Annotated in this window: 6 protein-coding genes; 4 read left to right on the top strand and 2 right to left on the bottom strand. The window is 62.6% G+C overall.

Features of this window, described 5'->3' with window-relative positions; genetic code table 11:
* The first annotated feature begins 28 nt into the window (after positions 1-28).
* Positions 29-514 (top strand): CS1 type fimbrial major subunit, encoded by a 486-nt coding sequence (locus tag AC0IYN_RS04785; RefSeq protein ID WP_406598607.1) that lies wholly within the window; start codon positions 29-31, stop codon positions 512-514.
* Between the two features lie 12 nt (positions 515-526).
* Positions 527-1,768, top strand: a complete 1,242-nt coding sequence (locus tag AC0IYN_RS04780) for a hypothetical protein (protein ID WP_457239596.1) — start codon at positions 527-529, stop codon at positions 1,766-1,768.
* Here the strand turns inward: AC0IYN_RS04780 and AC0IYN_RS04775 are convergent.
* Entirely contained in the window at positions 1,765-6,816 is a 5,052-nt protein-coding gene (locus AC0IYN_RS04775; RefSeq protein WP_471840678.1) for a dermonecrotic toxin domain-containing protein, read from the bottom strand. The two genes, AC0IYN_RS04780 and AC0IYN_RS04775, sit on opposite strands and share 4 nt — an antisense overlap.
* Before the next feature lie 163 nt (positions 6,817-6,979).
* Here AC0IYN_RS04775 and AC0IYN_RS04770 point away from each other — a divergent pair, with 163 nt between their 5' ends.
* Positions 6,980-11,545: a hypothetical protein gene (locus tag AC0IYN_RS04770; RefSeq protein ID WP_471840677.1), complete on the top strand. Its 4,566-nt coding sequence runs from the start codon at positions 6,980-6,982 to the stop codon at positions 11,543-11,545.
* Here AC0IYN_RS04770 and AC0IYN_RS04765 read toward each other — a convergent pair.
* Positions 11,542-14,640, bottom strand: coding sequence for a transglycosylase domain-containing protein (locus AC0IYN_RS04765; RefSeq protein ID WP_471840676.1), 3,099 nt, complete (start codon positions 14,638-14,640; stop codon positions 11,542-11,544). The two genes, AC0IYN_RS04770 and AC0IYN_RS04765, sit on opposite strands and share 4 nt — an antisense overlap.
* A gap of 380 nt (positions 14,641-15,020) precedes the next feature.
* On the opposite strand from AC0IYN_RS04765, the gene AC0IYN_RS04760 reads away from it, so the two are divergent.
* Positions 15,021-16,439 (top strand): amino acid permease, encoded by a 1,419-nt coding sequence (locus tag AC0IYN_RS04760; protein WP_099494152.1) that lies wholly within the window; start codon positions 15,021-15,023, stop codon positions 16,437-16,439.
* Positions 16,440-16,442 lie beyond the last annotated feature (3 nt).

The raw sequence follows: 16,442 nt of genomic DNA, 5'->3' as shown, positions 1-16,442 counted from the left end.
GCTGCCTCGATCACCACAGGTGAAAACCATGATCAACGCACGGGCGCTTGTCGCTTTCATCACCGTCGGCCTGCTGTCCGCCCCAGGGTGGGCGGCGGTCGAGCGGGAAACCTTCGAGGTGTACGTCAACATCCCCACGCCGCAGTTCTACGTGCTGCCCGTGGACCCGCAATTGGTGCAACGCGAGCAACCGCTGCACTACAACCCGGTTGCCTCCGAGTTGAGCTCACTGCGCGCGCCGTTCGATGTGAAGAACGTCGGTGGTGCCATTGGTGCACGCCTCGACGCCGAGCCATACCTCTACAACGGCACTGATCGGATCGACCTGCGGGTCACCTTCAATGGCCAGGAACTGAGCCTGGACCACACCGAAGTGGTCTCCACCCTCGAGGCCAACCCAGGTCAGCGGGTGCAACTGGAAATTGCCGCCATCAAGCCCGAGGACGATTACCGTCCGGGGCGTTACTTCGGCACGGTGCACATGGTCTTCGATGCCATTGCCCCGCGCTTTTAAGGATATGCCGTGATGAAACTCGTATCGTTTTTAGACGCACTGCGCGGGTCTGGCTTGGCCGCTGCGGCCTCATTACTGGTGGTGATGCCGGCCCATGGGGTGGTGCAGGACATTACCGCCACCTTCCGCCCCGACCCCAGCAACCCGATGATCAACAAGTTCGTCAATACCACGCCGCAAAGTGGGGTGTGCCCGGGGCATATTAAGGACTATTGCGAAAAAAACGGGCTATTCACCATTCGAACGGGCGAGTTACAGGCGGCATCCAGCGGGCCGATTGCCGCGAACCATGAAGACCCACGTCATGGCGCTATGTGGAAGGTGCCCTCCGAGTGGCGGGATCTACAGGTTGTCCACTCCGAAACCGGGCAGTCTGAAACGGTGCAGGTGCGCATTGCCGGGATTGGCCATCGCTTTGATATCCGCCCCAGCGTAGGAGTCTGGGGGCAGCCGGGTTTAGCTTGGAATCAGGCCTGGAGGAATGCACCCGCGCCGTGCCAAGGGGTCGATTATTTCGCCGCCTCCTCTTTCTTTGTGCTGTTCTTCTGGTTGGTGCCGGAAAACGCCGGTGTCTGTAACCGAGTGCCGGGCCTCCCCATTACTCAGATGTGGTACGGCCACACCGAATACGCCTATGGGCTGAGAACCCCCAACCCGCTGACTATGGCCTCTGGCGAATACACCGGCAGCCTGAACTACAGCATAGGGCCAGGCGGCGATTTCGATTTCGGCGATATCATGATCCCCAATGACAACGTGCTGACCTTCAACTTCACCCTGACCGTGGACCACCACCTCAAGGTCGAAGTCCCCCCGGGCGGCAACCGCATTCAACTGGAACCCCAGGGCGGCTGGCAGGGCTGGTTGCAGAGCGGGCGCAAACCCGCGCGCCTGTTCCACGACCAGACCGTCAACCTGTGGGCCAGCTCGCAGTTCAAGATGAGCCTGGAGTGCGGCGACCCCTTGGGCAACACCTGCAGCGTGCGCAATGTCGCCGGTCACCAGGTGCCGCTGGATATCGCCGTGACCTTGCCTGCCGGCATCAGCGATGGAAGCGGGCGGCCCGTCAGCCGCCTGCCCCTGCGTCTGGATGGCAGTGGCACACAGCTGTTCCAGCCCAGCCGGTATATCGACCGCAAACCCAGCACCCTGCATTTTGAAATCCAGGCTGATGGGGTATCGCAGATGCTCGACCAGGACAGTGGCAACGTTTATTCAGGCACGGCCACGGTGGTTTGGGACTCGGAAGTCTAGGGTTCCACGAACTCCGGCATGTAGTTCAGCGCATCACGAGTGAGCTGTTGGCCCAAGGCCCGTTGCCGGTTGTTCAACTGGTCGAACAGGTCCTGGTAGGTGCTGTCGGTCATGGGGGCACCCGTCAGCACGTGGTCGTGGGGCACGTCCAGCTCATCGGCCAGGTCAGTGAGGGTCTGCTTGCGTTCGGCCAGGTCCGGTGCCCCGCTTGCCTGAGCCTTGGCCCATTCGTCTTGAGCGTCTTTCAGTTCGAGGATGCGCGCTGAGTCTTCCTGGAATTTCAGGTTGCTGCGCGCCAGGGCGTCACCGTGGGTGGCTTTCAGGTATTGATCCCAGAAGGGCACCTTGAGGGTATTGTCGACCAGGCCGTCACGGCGTTCGGCATTAACGATGGCCTGTCGCACTTGACCGATCAGCGTCTGGTCCACGCTAGCTATTCGGCGGTAGGTCATGTGCGTGGATATCCAGGGCAGGCGCATGTTGTGCTTGAGCGCCGTCTGCAGTGCCAGGTAGACCTCTACCTCGTCCACGGTGCCCGGTACACCGCCGACCACATCGGTAATCAGGCGTAACCCCAACCCGCCCTGCTCGGGCGGTGCAAGGCGGCGGGCGACTTCCCGTCGGGCCGCCTGGTTGATCAGGTCCAGGCGCGCCGTTTGCCGCGCCAGGTGGGCGAGGCGGGAGGCAAACACGGGGGCGGCCAAACGTGGACGCTTGCGGTAAAGCTCATGCAGCAGGGTCTCGATCCCCATGTTATTGAAGATCTGAGTACCGGCGTCCGCGCAGTTGCCGGGGACGCCGGCCATCTCGAACAGAAGCCTGCGCAGCGGTTCGTCACCGTGCATGGCGTTGAGCATGCGCCAGACTTTTTGGGTCAAGAGCGGGCGGTTGTTGATGTAGTCCAACTGGTCATCGAAGGTGTCGAATCTGTCGGGCATTTGCAGGCTGCGGATGACCTCGAAAAACCCCTGCGAGCCATGTTCCTGTTCCAACTCGTCCCATCGCTGCTGGAGGCTGGCACGCTGGGTGTCACTCAAGCCTGCGTCGATCCAGAATAGGCTGTCCTCTGCGCCCCTGGGTGGGTAGGTGCGATAAGGATCCAGCCCCGCTGCGATTCGATAGCTGACCAGGCGTTCTTGATCGTCCAGGTTAAGGCGATTACGGTCCAGTCGCGTACGGGCTACGATCTCGGCCTGGGGCTGCCAGGGCAGGAACTGGGGCACGGTGGTTACCTGGGTATTTTGCAGATCAAGATGGAAGTGCTCGGATCTTGGCTGGTCGAACAGACCTTCCGGCCATTGGTCAATGCCGGTCCCGTCCAAGTACAGTTCGCGAAGGTGCGACATGCGGCTGACGTTGGGGGCAGTGGTCATCAGGCGATTGTTGGAAAGGTCCAGCGCGTTGAGGTGGGTCAGGTTTTCCAGCTTTTCCAGGCTCTCGCTGTCCCATCGCAGCGGGTTGCTGCCCAGTCCCAGCTGAGTCAGGCGTGGCATGCCGGTCAACGCTTCGGGCAGGCGGGTCAACTGGTTGTCGCTCAAGTCCAGCGTCCGCAGGTTGGGGAACAGGCTGAGGAAGGCACCGATGCCGTCGTGAAACTCGGTTTTGTTGATGTTCAGGGCCGTGACGAACTCGAAGGCGTGGGTCGGGAGGGTTTCCGGATACAACCCCGCGGCCAAAGGCAACTTCTCAAGGTTCAAGAGTCCGCCGGCATTGGCTTCCCCGAAGGCGTCAAGAAAGCCGATGGAGACGTCCTCCCAACAGTGGCGAATCTTTTTAGACAGGACCAAGCGCACCATCCGTTCGGCATCCTGTGACACGCGGTCACCGCCGTGGTACCGCGTGGGCGATTGCACCCAGTGATCCAGCTGCTCCAGCAAAACCTTTTTTTCTCGCTCAAGGTCTTTGAGGGCCTGCTCGCCGTCTGGCGAATCGTAGAGTTGTACACGCTCGCGGATGACCTCTTCGCGCAGCTTTGGGTAGAGCGCCTTGATGCGACTTTCTAAAGAGGGCGGCCCGACGCACAGCATTTTGCTTGCCCACTGAAACATGGGTTTTTGCAGCAGTTGCTCGGTGGTGCGTGCCACGGCGGGTGGGGCGGGTGGACTGTCCAGGGCAGTGCGACGCTCCTCCAGGGTTGCCAGGTGCTCCATCAACCAGGCCTGCAAGGCTGACGCGTCCTTCCAGGGCGCACGGCGCTCAGCCGGAAGGGCCTGCAGAAGGGCATCGTAGAAGTCGCTGGCAGCGTGCAGTGTTTGGCGGTCGTTGTCATACAGTGTGTAATGGCCTTGGGGATCGCGTACCACCACGCGCACTTGCCGCGCATCGTGCGGCCCGGCCTCGCAATGAAGTTCGCCGATGGGACTGTGCTCCCGTATTTCTACGCGCAGGTCGGCGAAGACGTCGCTGTAGCGCTTGAGGGTGTTGAGGGTCATCCGCTCTGTATCGGGTGTCAGGTGCACGGGGTCGTAGAACCCTTCGTGGGCGTGCGTGGCGCGGGCATAGACAGCCAGGTCGCGGGCCAGGTTTTTCAGGCGCAGCGGCAGGTAGCGCTGCTCGTCCATGGCTTTGAGTTCCTCGGGCCGGGCATGTTCGTGCAAGGTTTGCATCAAGGTTTTGGGTAACGTCGGCTCTGTTTGGCGAACCAGTACTTGGTACGTGCTGCCAGGCATTTCGCTGTGCCCGTAGAGGTAGTTGAAGACCTCGCGATGACTGCTCGCCAGCAGGTCGGCCAGACGCTCACGCAGTGCTGTCACGCGGGCCGCGCGGTCGGTGGGCAATGGACTGAGCATGGCTTGCAATTGATCCTCGTCGAGAAAGTCCACCAGTTGTTCAGGCAGCTTGCCTTCGTTGAGTGCCTGGCGGCTGATGTCCAGGGTGTCTGGCGCTTCAGCGTCTGCGAAGTGCAGGTGATCGCCGGTCAGGCTTGCGTCTTCATATACCCGGATCGACTTGGATGCTGGCCAGCCAGGCAATTCAACCGCCAGGTGCGGGCTCCAGTAAGTGGTAGTGTCGGCCGCTTCACCTGCGCGGATGTGCTGGGATAGTTGATGGGTTTGCTGGTTGATTCGAAAGCGTTTCAAGGTGTCGAGCAGTAGCGGTGGCGGCGGGGTGTTGTCAGCATGTACGGCGCGCAGTACCCCAGTTTCGGTGCCGCTGTTGTCGCGGATCTGTTCCAATGTCGGGCCATCCAGCGCCTGGGCCCAATGACTGAGGCGTCGCATCAGCTTATCGTCGTCCCAGGTCCTGGGGTTTTCCGCCTCGTGTGTCCAGGCACCCTGGCCATTGTGTTGCAACCGCGGCGCATAGGCGTCCTCGCGGCTCGGGTGGCGGATGCGGTGTTCGCCATTCGCCGGGTTGATCGACACCGCGTAGTGTTCGTCATCCAGCGGTAGCAGGCGTTGGCCAGCGTGGCTGTGCAGGCCCAGGGTGTCAGGTTGCGAGTCGGCTGGCAGGGCCAGGTCTTTTTGGGTATAGGGGGCCAGGTCCGGATTCCACAGGCGGGTTTTCCCTTGTACCTGCACGGGTTTGAGCTGGTTGACGAAGGGCGAGGGAAGCAGTTCCGCCAGTTTGCCGCCGACGCCGAATGCGGCCAGTTCTACTGTTTCGCTGAGTATCCCGAGAAAATGCTCGGCGGCTTCCAGCGCCTGGCCCTCTGCCAAGTCGACCACACCTTCGACCACTTCATCGAGCAGTTGGTAGGCGGTATAGGCCATCATCAGTTCTCCAAGGAACGGCACGAACGGGGTGACCACCATCAGCGCGTCGTTGAGGATCTGCTTCAGCAACGTGCTGACACTGTCCCACCAGGCCCAACGTGCGCGGCTGTCGACATTGGCGGTGCTGACGGCGAGCTCACGCGCATCGTTGAGGATCTTGTTGAGCTTCTGCTGGTAGAGCTGCTCCCACAGATCACAGGTGATTGGCAGCGCTGCATACTGCAGGCGCGGTTGCGTCACCGGCGTGTCGCGCCAGCTTGGGCGCGAGTCGAGTGGGTCCTGGCGACGGTGCCACTGCACGATGCTCAGGCGGTGTTCGAGGTTGGTAAAAAACGCCTCGCGTTGCCCGTGGTCGACAAACTGGCTGAAAAACTTGCGATAGCCGGGCGTGCGCAGTTTGTCGGTCAGCTCTGTCATGAATGCATGGGCGCTGGGGTAATCCTTGACGGGGCTGTGTGGGTCGTGGGGGATATACGCAATCACCCGTGCCACCTCGCTGGCTCTTTCGAGGTCGACAGCGATCAGAAGGATGCCAGTGAGCAGGCTGTCCATCATCTGCAACTGATAGTGCTGCATCACCCCTTGTTCGCCACGCAGGGTGCGCATCAGCAGGTGAAAGGTCGCCTGTGTGATGTCCTTCTTGGCAAGGGCCATATGGATCGCGGCGGAGAGCTGCGCCTGTTGGCTGGCAATGACCTGGGCCTTGAGGCTGTCTTTATCCTCTTGCCGGGGTGGCAGCAAGTGCTGTTGCAGGTGCTGTTGATACTGGGCACCCAAGTCCAGTTCGCGGCACAGGGTGACGAACTGTTTTATGCTCATCCGCTGTCTCAGCGGCTTGACATCGAAATGGCCACGTTGGTCCGGGCGGCTGATATAGCTGGAGCTGTCGCTGAAGGTCTCGCTCTCGCTGAAGTTCTGCAGCGCGGCGTCGAGCAGGGAGACGGTGCGGCTGGTGGTGCCTTTGATGACGGTGCCTTTTTCGATATGCAGGAACAGGTAAGTGTCGTGCACATTGTCTTCAATGCCATGGCGGGTCTTGAGCGCTTCGACGAGCAAGGGCTCGGCGAATGTATGCACGGCCTTAACCGCGTCGAGGCGTTTATCCAGAACGTTCTGGCTGATCCAGGCCCGGGCGTTGGCGGCCTTGAGCCGTTTGGCCTGCTCCTGCGAGATGGCTTTATACCAGGGGGCAATGCCCAGCGTTGTAGCACGCAAGGCCTCGGCCCTAGGCAAAGTAGTGTCGCGCAGCCAGGCGGGGAGGCTGCGTTGGATCAGCGAGTAATGCGGGCCTTTGTCCGCCGTGGCGGGCGTCGGTGGCAGCGTGGATGACATGGTGATAAACCTGGAATCGTGGACAAGCGCATCAGCCTAGGGAAGCGGCAGGCAGTGCAGGGCATACATAGCTAGGGCGCCGTCTGATCGTAGTAATCATCTAGCGCGAGTGGCCGCGGGATGCAGGCTAGTGTCGGGGTTCGATCCATAAGGGAAACCCGCCATGAACCCCGCTCCTATGAACACGGCCTCACTGCGTCAAAGCCATATCGAACAAATCCGGACAACCTTTCATGAGCCTCCCTCGTTGCAGGCTGTGGCCGAGCAGAGCGCTCAGGTGTACCTGGATGAACGCGCGAGTGAACGCCGTTTCAGCGCTGGCCTGATTCATATCGGCACGCCCTCCCAGCCGGGCGCCTATGACTACCAAAGCCTGCCGGCGCTGCTGCTCGAACGCCTGGCCCGTGCCAGGCCGGTGTACCTGGTCGAGGACTACCACGTGGTGGCGCGCCGGGTGCGGGAAACCTACGAGCCGGGCGGGCCGACCCTCGCCGAGGTGGAACAACTGGTCAATGCCTGCGGCCCCAAGTTGCTGGAGGCCTATGCGCAGCGGTTGCAGGCGTGGTGGCGCGAACCGTTGGCGATGAACATGACCCGCTGGGGCTACCTCTCCGATGATTTGTTGGCGATGCTCTACGACGCAATGCCACCGCCGGGGTTGAGCCGGGAGGCATTTGCTCGACGGTTTCCCACCCATTTGCTGCGCCCGGTGCGGCCGGATCGCCAGTGGAGCCTTGCAGGGGACGCGTTGCGTATTTACTCGGTGAGCCTGCGCGGGGACGACGGCACCACCCAACAACTGCCATTGCTGCTGCTCGAACCGGTCGCGCCGATCGGCGAGTCAAGCGTGCTGCTGTTCAACCCGGCGAGCGGGGTGCGACTGCTGGCCGACCTTGACGAGGTCGGGGCGTTGTTGCCCGCCGCAATTCACCCGACGATGGACGCGGCAGCCGGCCAATGGTTTGTGCAGCGTGTGCAGGGCGATCCGTTTGATGCATTGGCCGCCAGCTACCTGCAACGCCAACTGCGTGCCCTAGAGAGTCTCAACCCCTGTGTGCCGCGCTCGGTGGAGCAGTACCAGGCGCTACTGGTCGCCATCACCCAACCCCGGCATTGGTTCGTAGCGCCCTTGAGTGACGTGCAGCAACGCCTGCGCAGTGAGTTGCCGCGCTGGTTGCTGCATGCCGGTGTGACCGACAGCCTGGCCTATGCGCGTCTGTTGCAAAAGGCGGCGCTGTTGCAGCAGGCCGAACCCGGGCACTATCTGGATGGCATTGATCCTATCGGTGCGTTCGCCGAGACGCACCTGCAACAGTGCCTGGCCAGGCATCCCCAGGCGGCGAGCCTCAAGCCCGGCGATATCCACTTGACCTTTGAGCGAGTGATTGCCGCTGCAGTGCCGGTGCCGGGTGGTTTTATCGCCGGGCAAGTGGAGCCGATCGACGTGAGCCTGACCGAGTTGGCCCTGGCCAACCTTGCCGGCTTCCCCCACCGCGTCAAAGCCATCCGCGTCAGCGGCAAACCCGCGCCCGCGTGGCTGACCTATGACCTGCTCAAGGCCTGTGTGACGCAAGCGGATGTGGGCCAGGCCTACCCGGCCCTGCTGAAAAACAAATTGATCGACGACGGCGCGCAAGCGTCACGCCGCCGACGCCTGTTCAGCCAACAATGGCAGGTGCAACTGCCGATGCTCGCGCTGGAGTACAAGGTGCGCAACCTGCACGGCCTTACCCAGGCCGGGTTCGAGCGGGTCAGCGCGGTGGTAAAGGCTCAGGACCCGGCTGTTGCGCTGTGGCCCCTGGCGTTTGTTGCCCGGCCGGAGGCCGCTGCGGATACGGTCGCGGCCATGTTTGTCATCGGCCCACGGCAAGGCGAGGACGGCCCGCATCTGTTGTACCGGCCACTGTTCGATCCGGTGTTGCAGGAGTATCCCTCGGCGGCGGCATTGCTTGCCGCGATCGCCGCCTCTGGCGACTTGCAGGACAACGTGCTGGCCTGGCTACCCGCGCAGCGCCAGGCGGTGTATGCCAACCGCGGGTTTGCTGAACCGCATATCCATCAGTTTCGTATCACCGATGAGTTCACCGTGTATGCGAAGCCGGCACCGGCCCGGTTGGGCAAACAGGTGGACAATGATGACCCGGCCCATCAGGTATTCGCCGCCACCGCACGTGCCTTGGTGGCCCTGGCCGACCGCCAGTCGGTGTCAAATGCCGAGCAGCGCTGGGCAACCTTGAAGACCGGCGGCTGGTTACTGTTGAACAGCGTGCTGCCGTTTTTTCGCGGGCCGTTGATGCTCGGTGGCTGGTTGTTGACGTTGATGGACAGCGTGCACCAGGACCTGCAAGCGGATGCCGCCCACCAGAGCGCCGCGATCATGGACATGCTGGCCAACCTGGTGGTGATCCTCGCGCATCAGGCCGTACCCGAAGACGTGCAGAGCCATGTCGATCTGGAACACCCGGCATTCGCCGAGCTGAACCGTGCCGAGTGGCCGTTGCGACGTATCGAATCGCCCGCCTCTTTCACGGCGCCAGCCGGTTGGGCCAACGCACGCGACGAGCTCACCCCGGCCCTGCAGGCCAGGGTTCAGGCGTTGAGCCTGAAGCGCTTGCCTGCGCCCTGGCCGACAACGCTTGACGGTGCCGAGGCCAATGGCTTATTGCGTGATGCGTCCCACACGCCTGAGCAATGGCAGGCCCTGGTGCTTGGGCACGTGTATCGTGTGCGCCTGGAGGCGGGCCGGGTTCGCATTATCAGCGCTGACGGTGCCACCCTGGGCCCGTGGCTCAAATCCCCACGACCCGGGCGCTGGGAGTTTGACCTTGGCCTGTCCTTGCGTGGCGGTGCCGATGCCCCCGATGTCCGGGCCGACGCAGACACCCTGCAGCAGCACTATCGCCAGGCCGGGATGGGCCGCGCCAGGGCCAGCATGGCAATGGAGGTCGCTCGTACCCTGGCGACCAAGCCCGTGGGCGCCATCGAGGAGCACCAGCGCAACGAAGCATTGGCTCGCTACGTGGCAGAAACCGAACGCAAGGTGCATTTCTCGCTGCTCGAATTGCAGTTGCTCAAGCGTTTGCGCGAGCTGGGCCCCAGGCCACGCTACGAGGAAGAACTGTGCACGGTGCTGGAATCGATCATCCTCACCACTCGGCTGCTCGACGGTCAGGTGCGTGCGCGGATGTTTGCCATCAATACTCGATTGCGACCGGTGTTCGATGTGCTGGAAAACGAGACGCCGGAAGAGGCTGGCGCGGACATCAACATCCAGGCGCATGCTGCTCTCAGTACAGGCATGCGCGAGTTGGTGGCGGAGCATGAACGCGCGATTCACTGGCGAACCCTGGAGCAGCGTCACCTGGATGAGTTGAAGTCGGTGCCCAAGTACGGTCGCGACAAAGCCGGCGCGCTGATGCAGGACTTGCCACCGCGCCCGTCGGTTCTCGATCTGCAATCCTTGCAACTGACCACCTTGTGGGGCAGCAGCATTGATGTGGCAGGTCCGCCCCTGGCCGAGGAGCTGTTTGCCAATGTCAGTGACACCATCGATCGAGCACGTTGGGCCACGCGCTCGTTGGCAGACTTGCCCCTGCTGCAAACCGGTGCCCAGGAACGTATAGAATTACTGGAAAGCATCGACAGCGTCTTTGCACAAACCGATGATCAGATCGAGTTCTGGCGGACGATGGCCCCAGAAAAATTTGACCTGCTTTATCTGCAAAAGCTGCAGGAGTTGCTTACCCAACTGCATCAGCACGCCGAGAGATTGCTGGTGGAATGGCTGCAACCTGACCCCAACCCCCCTCAGGGCCCATCAACCGCCGTTGCGCGGCGCAAGAAGATCATCCGCACCCGCAACAGGGACCTGTATGTGGCTCAGGTCAAGGCGCCGACGGGTCGGCAGGCGGTGGAAACAGCCGAGTTGCACGACGCCCAGGGTCAAGTCATCGGCACCTTCACCGAGGCCCAAGACGGTATCTGGGAGTCGAGCACCCCGCAGCGTGCGGTATCACCGCCGCCGTTGGCCGATGCGCAACTGGGGGAGCTGATCAACAAAGGTAGAAAGTCGCTGCGCGAAGTGGAGGGCGCCATTCACAACGTCGAGACAATGGTAACGACGGTGAACGATCCCGCTTCGCTGCAGGAGCTTTTACAGGCCCAGGCACGGAGCCGGTTATGGGCCGCCGATGGCATAAGGAACAAGCTGCGCAGCCTGGAAACGACGCGTCTGGCTGCGGTGCAGCGGGCCAATGCCCAGACTGTCGAGGGCGATTTGCGTGCAGCGGTCAGCCGCCTGGAAGCTGCCGGGCTAGCGGCCCGCTTAGAAGCAACGCGCCGCAAAGTCACCACGGCGCTCGATGTGGCGTTCCTGGATAGCCAGAATGCAGTGCACATTTACCCGCAAGGGCAACGCGTGCCCATGCCGGGCCGGCAAAACGACTTTCTGCAGGTGTACCGTGTCGACGATGCGCAGACCTCAACGGCGTTGTGTTTCGCGCATTTCCATTACGAGCGCAGTCAGGGGCCGGACGATCATTACACCGCCGGGCATATCAAGAGTCCCGAGCAGGAGCGTCAGGGGCGACAGGCCCAGGCCGAAGCCGAAGCCCAGGCGTTTGCACGGATGCGCACCGGGCAGGCAGGTCGCGCGCAACAGACCCTGGAGATTCACCGTGCGCAGATTCCCCTGGCCTTGGCCAGGCGGCTGTTTTTCAGCACGCTTTAACGGGTGGCCGCCAGGGGCGTGGGCACGCACTGGCTGTAGCTGCCCGGCTGCAGGTAAGGCATCAGGATCGGCGCCATGCCCTTGAGCACTTGCACCGGCAGTGCCGAGGTGAAGGTGAAGTGCTCGGCCGAGCGCCCCGGTACAAACGCGGTGAGCGTGCCGAAGTGCTGCTCGCCCAGGTAGAACACGAAGGTGGCCGTGCGGTTGATCGACTTGGAGCTGATCACCCGGCCACCCGCGCCCATGGCCTCGATGCGGTTGTCGCCGGTGCCGGTCTTGCCGCCCATGGCCAGTGGCGTGCCGTCGGCCAGTTTGAAACTGCCCGACACCCGCTTGGCAGTGCCGGCATCCACCACTTGCGACAGGGCCCCGCGCAAGGCCCTGGCCACTTCGACCGGCATCACCCGTTTACCCGGCGCAGGGTCATTCACCACTTGGGTTTCGTACGGCGTATCGGCGGCAAAATGCAGGCTGTCGATGCGCAATACCTTGGCCCTGATGCCGTCGTTGAGGATGATCCCCATCAATTCCGCCAGCGCCGCCGGGCGGTCACCGGAGCTGCCGATGGCCGTGGCCAGGGAGGGCACCAAGTGATCAAACGGGTAGCCCACCGCTTGCCAGCGCTGGTGGATATCCAGGAACGCCTCGATCTCCAGCATGGTGCGGATACGGCTGTCCCGCGCGCTCTGATGGCGGCTCTTGAATAGCCAGCCGTAGACTTCCTGGCGCTCGAACTGGCTGGCTTTGACGACCTCGCTGAAGGTCGCTTCCGGGTGGTTGAGCAGGTAACCGAGCAGCCACAGGTCCAGCGGGTGGACCTTGGCGATAAAGCCCTGGTCGGGTAAGTCGTAGCTACCGGGGCGGTAGTCCTGGTACAGCCGCGCCAGGCGTTCATCGCTGAGTTTTTCCACCGATTTGGCGCTCACCAGGTGCGAGCGCACAAAGCGATTGAAGCTGTCCTGGCTGGCCTCGGGCAACAGGTAGCGATGCACCGCCGCCAAGCGAATCGGCGTCGGGCGGATGCTGTCCAGGAAGGTGTCGAGGCGCGCCTGGGTGTCCTTCTTCTGGTACTTCTTCCAGAACCTCAGCAGGAACGCGGTGCCCTCGCGGTCGGCGAACTGGGCCAGGTATTCCTGGCGCCGCGGGTCGCTGTCGTCCTTGAGCAGCTGCGCGCTGTTGTTGGGGCCGGCGTAGGTGGTGTAGCGCACCACGTCGCGCATCAGGCGAATGAACGGCAGGTTGATCGATTCGCGCAGGGCGTCGCGCAGGGTCGGGCTGCGGCCATTGTCCTGGCTGCGGAAGTTGTGGAAATGATGCAGGCCGCCCCCGGTGAAAAAGCTTTCGCCTGGGCTGGCCGAGTAGGTGCGGTCAAGGGCGGCGTCGAGCATCTTGGCCAGGCTCTTGTCCGGGGCCTGGATCAGGTAGTCGATGGCCCAGCGGCTCAAGCGATCCTGTTCATTGACCTCGACCTTTTTCAGCGCAGTCGGGGTTTGCGCGCCGTATTGGTCGTGCAGCTCGCTGATGATCTGCAGGTAGGTGGTGAGTACCCGCAGCTTGGCGGTGGAGCCCAGTTCCAGCTTGCTGCCTTCGTTGATATCGAAGGGCTGGTCGGTGTTGTCGGTCTGCACCCGTACCCGCGAACCGTCCGGGGTCAGTTCGAACAGAGTGAAGCTGTAGCGCACCTGCGGGGTGCTGGCGGGGGTCAGCAGGCGTTCGCCGAGCAGGCCGATCTGCTGGGCGAAATCCGGGTCGGCCAGGTGCCTGAGGTAGTCGCTGACCTGGGTCTGCAACTGGCCTTGCAGGGTGCTGGTGGCGGACAGGTCGAGGCGGTCCAGGTCGTACAGCGGGCGATTAAGCAACGCGGCGATCCGGCTGCGCGCCACGCTGATGCCTTTGTTGGTTTCAATCGGCTGCACCGTAGGTTGCAGTTGCCAGTCGCGGTAGGTGACCTGGGCGGCGAGGGCCGCCTTGAGCAGCGTCGCGTCGATCAGGCCGTTCTGGGCGAGCAGGCGCAGGTGGCTGTCGGTCAGTTGCGCCAGTTCTTCACGGCCCTTGGCCAGGTAATGGGAAGGGCGGCGCTGGGCGATAATCAGCGACATGACCTGGCGCAAAGCCAGGCCCTTGGCCTTGGGCTCGCTGCCCTCCAGCGCCTGGTTGACCTGAGTGAAATCGGCACCGAACCACACCCGCAAACCTTCGGCCAGGCCATGCACCTCGCCATGCCCGGGCACGGCGGACAGCGGCACGCTGTTGAGGTAGTCGCGCACGATATTCTGCCGCGCCACTTCGGTGTCGGGTCCGTTCTGGTAGGCGCGTACGCCGGCGGAAAACATCTGCCGCAGTTTCTCCGCGCCGGAGACGGTCAGCCCGTCGGGGGAGTGGCGATACTTTTCCAATTGGGTCGCCAGGGTGCTGCCACCGGCGCTCTGGCCGGGCAGGTGCAGGGTCTTGGCCACCTGCGACCAGGCCGCTTTGGCAAAGCGCGGCCAGTCCACGGCCGGGTTGGCCTGGGGTTGGGTGGGGTCGAGCAGGTCGCGGTTTTCAATGAACAACAGGCTGTTGCTCACCAGCGGTGGGATGGCGGCGAAGCTGGCATAGAGCTGTTGCGGGTAGGTGTATTGATACAGCGGTTCGGCGCGGCAGTCAGTGATCGACAGCCCCGCCTGGATCTTCTCCGCATAGGGTACGAACAGGCCTTGGTGGCTGTAGTCCATCAGCGCCGGAGAAAACCGCGACTGCGCCTGTACCACGTAACCACGCTTGAGCAGGCGGGCCAGGAAGTCATCCAGGTCGCTGTAGCCCAGGCGCCGGTCGAACGGACCCGGCCCCGGGTACACCATGGCGTCGCTGGGGCCGGGGGCGACGTGATAGGTCAAATCGCCGGCCAGGCGGCTGAGTGCCTGGGCCTGCAGGCGTGAGGTGCGCATCTCCTTGGCGGCGGCAAACCCGAGGGCAATCAGCGCCATCAGCACGATCAGCCAGAACAGCCGACGCCAATGACGGGGCCTGGATTTATTTTTGGGTAAAGGCGCTGGTTCCGAACTGCCTTGAAGTTTCGCAGCCTTGCTCGATTCGGTTTGCCACAGTGCGCCCATAGTCGATTGATCCATTCACGCAGATTGATCGGACTTGCTTGAAGCGTAGTCGCCGGGTGGCTGGCCGTGAGGAAAATCTGCTCTACAGGTCGGAATCTTCCAGTGGCTGCGTTATGCGCTGCGCAGTGCGGCGTTTTGCCGCTCGGTGCAGGTCATATGCACCTGTTAAATTGCGTTTTGACGGGTACTTCCACTAAATTGGCCCGCTTTTATAGTGAATGAGCCTGGTCTGGGCTTTTTATACTGCACGCCCCGCTGATCTTGCCCGGCAAGAAGGGCCCGTCCATGAGGCGGCCCCTGTCTCGGCAAGGGCGCAGGCTTACCGGCTTGCCCCTGGAGACTCGACGGACAATCCAATAACAAGATGAGGTTGTATCCCTATGCCAGTCGGCAACCCACTGCCCCATGGCGAGACCGCTCAAGGCGGCCCGCTCAAACGCGAACTCGGTGAACGGCATATCCGCCTGATGGCCCTCGGTGCCTGTATCGGTGTGGGCCTGTTCCTCGGCTCGGCCAAGGCCATCGAGATGGCCGGCCCCGCGATCATGCTGTCGTACATCATTGGCGGCCTGGCGATCCTGGTGATCATGCGCGCCCTGGGCGAGATGGCGGTGCACAACCCCGTCGCCGGTTCCTTCAGCCGTTATGCCCAAGACTACCTTGGCCCGTTGGCGGGCTTTCTCACCGGTTGGAATTACTGGTTCCTGTGGCTGGTGACCTGCGTCGCCGAGATCACCGCCGTGGCGGTGTACATGGGCGTGTGGTTCCCCGACACCCCGCGCTGGATCTGGGCCCTGGCGGCATTGATCAGCATGGGCACCATCAACCTGATCGCGGTCAAGGCGTTCGGTGAGTTCGAGTTCTGGTTTGCGCTGATCAAGATCGTCACCATCATTGCGATGGTCATCGGCGGCGTCGGCATCATCGCGTTCGGCTTCGGCAATGACGGCGTGGCGCTGGGGATTTCCAACCTGTGGGCCCATGGCGGCTTCATGCCCAACGGCGTGCAGGGCGTGCTGATGTCCTTGCAAATGGTGATGTTCGCCTACCTGGGCGTGGAAATGATCGGCCTCACCGCCGGTGAAGCGAAGAACCCGCAGAAGACCATCCCCAGCGCGATCGGCTCGGTGTTCTGGCGCATCCTGCTGTTCTACGTGGGCGCGTTGTTCGTGATCCTGTCGATCTACCCATGGAACGAAATCGGCACCCAGGGCAGCCCGTTCGTGATGACCTTTGAACGTCTCGGCATCAAGACCGCCGCCGGCATCATCAACTTCGTGGTGATCACCGCTGCGCTGTCCTCCTGTAATGGCGGCATCTTCAGCACCGGGCGCATGCTCTACAGCCTGGCGCAAAACGGCCAGGCGCCGGCGACCTTCGGCACCACGTCCAGCAATGGCGTGCCACGCAAGGCCTTGCTGCTGTCGATCTTCGCGTTGCTGCTGGGCGTGTTGCTCAACTACCTGGTGCCAGAAAAAGTCTTCGTGTGGGTGACCTCCATCGCCACCTTTGGCGCGATCTGGACCTGGCTGATGATTCTGCTGGCCCAGCTCAAGTTCCGCAAAAGCCTGAGCCCCGCCGAACAGGCCGGGCTCAAGTACCGCATGTGGCTGTACCCGGTCAGCTCGTACCTGGCCTTGGCGTTCCTGCTGCTGGTAGTGGGGCTGATGGCTTACTTCCCGGATACGCGCATAGCCCTGTATGTCGGCCCGGTCTTTCTGGTGCTGCTGACCGTGCTGTTCTACGTGTTCAAGTTACAGCCGTTGAACGCAGGCCAAGGCGCCCCGCGTTCGGCCTGACGC

It is taken from the genome of Pseudomonas sp. AC112, from assembly GCF_979253545.1.
This window is presented reverse-complemented; position numbering and strand designations above follow the sequence as displayed.

Excerpts from the sequence above, each read along its gene's own strand:
- AC0IYN_RS04785 (WP_406598607.1), top strand. The coding sequence starts at position 29 with ATGATCAACGCACGGGCGCTTGTCGCTTTCATCACCGTCGGCCTGCTG.
- AC0IYN_RS04780 (WP_457239596.1), top strand. The coding sequence starts at position 527 with ATGAAACTCGTATCGTTTTTAGACGCACTGCGCGGGTCTGGCTTGGCC.
- AC0IYN_RS04775 (WP_471840678.1), bottom strand. The coding sequence starts at position 6,816 with ATGTCATCCACGCTGCCACCGACGCCCGCCACGGCGGACAAAGGCCCG.
- AC0IYN_RS04770 (WP_471840677.1), top strand. The coding sequence starts at position 6,980 with ATGAACCCCGCTCCTATGAACACGGCCTCACTGCGTCAAAGCCATATC.
- AC0IYN_RS04765 (WP_471840676.1), bottom strand. The coding sequence starts at position 14,640 with ATGGGCGCACTGTGGCAAACCGAATCGAGCAAGGCTGCGAAACTTCAA.
- AC0IYN_RS04760 (WP_099494152.1), top strand. The coding sequence starts at position 15,021 with ATGCCAGTCGGCAACCCACTGCCCCATGGCGAGACCGCTCAAGGCGGC.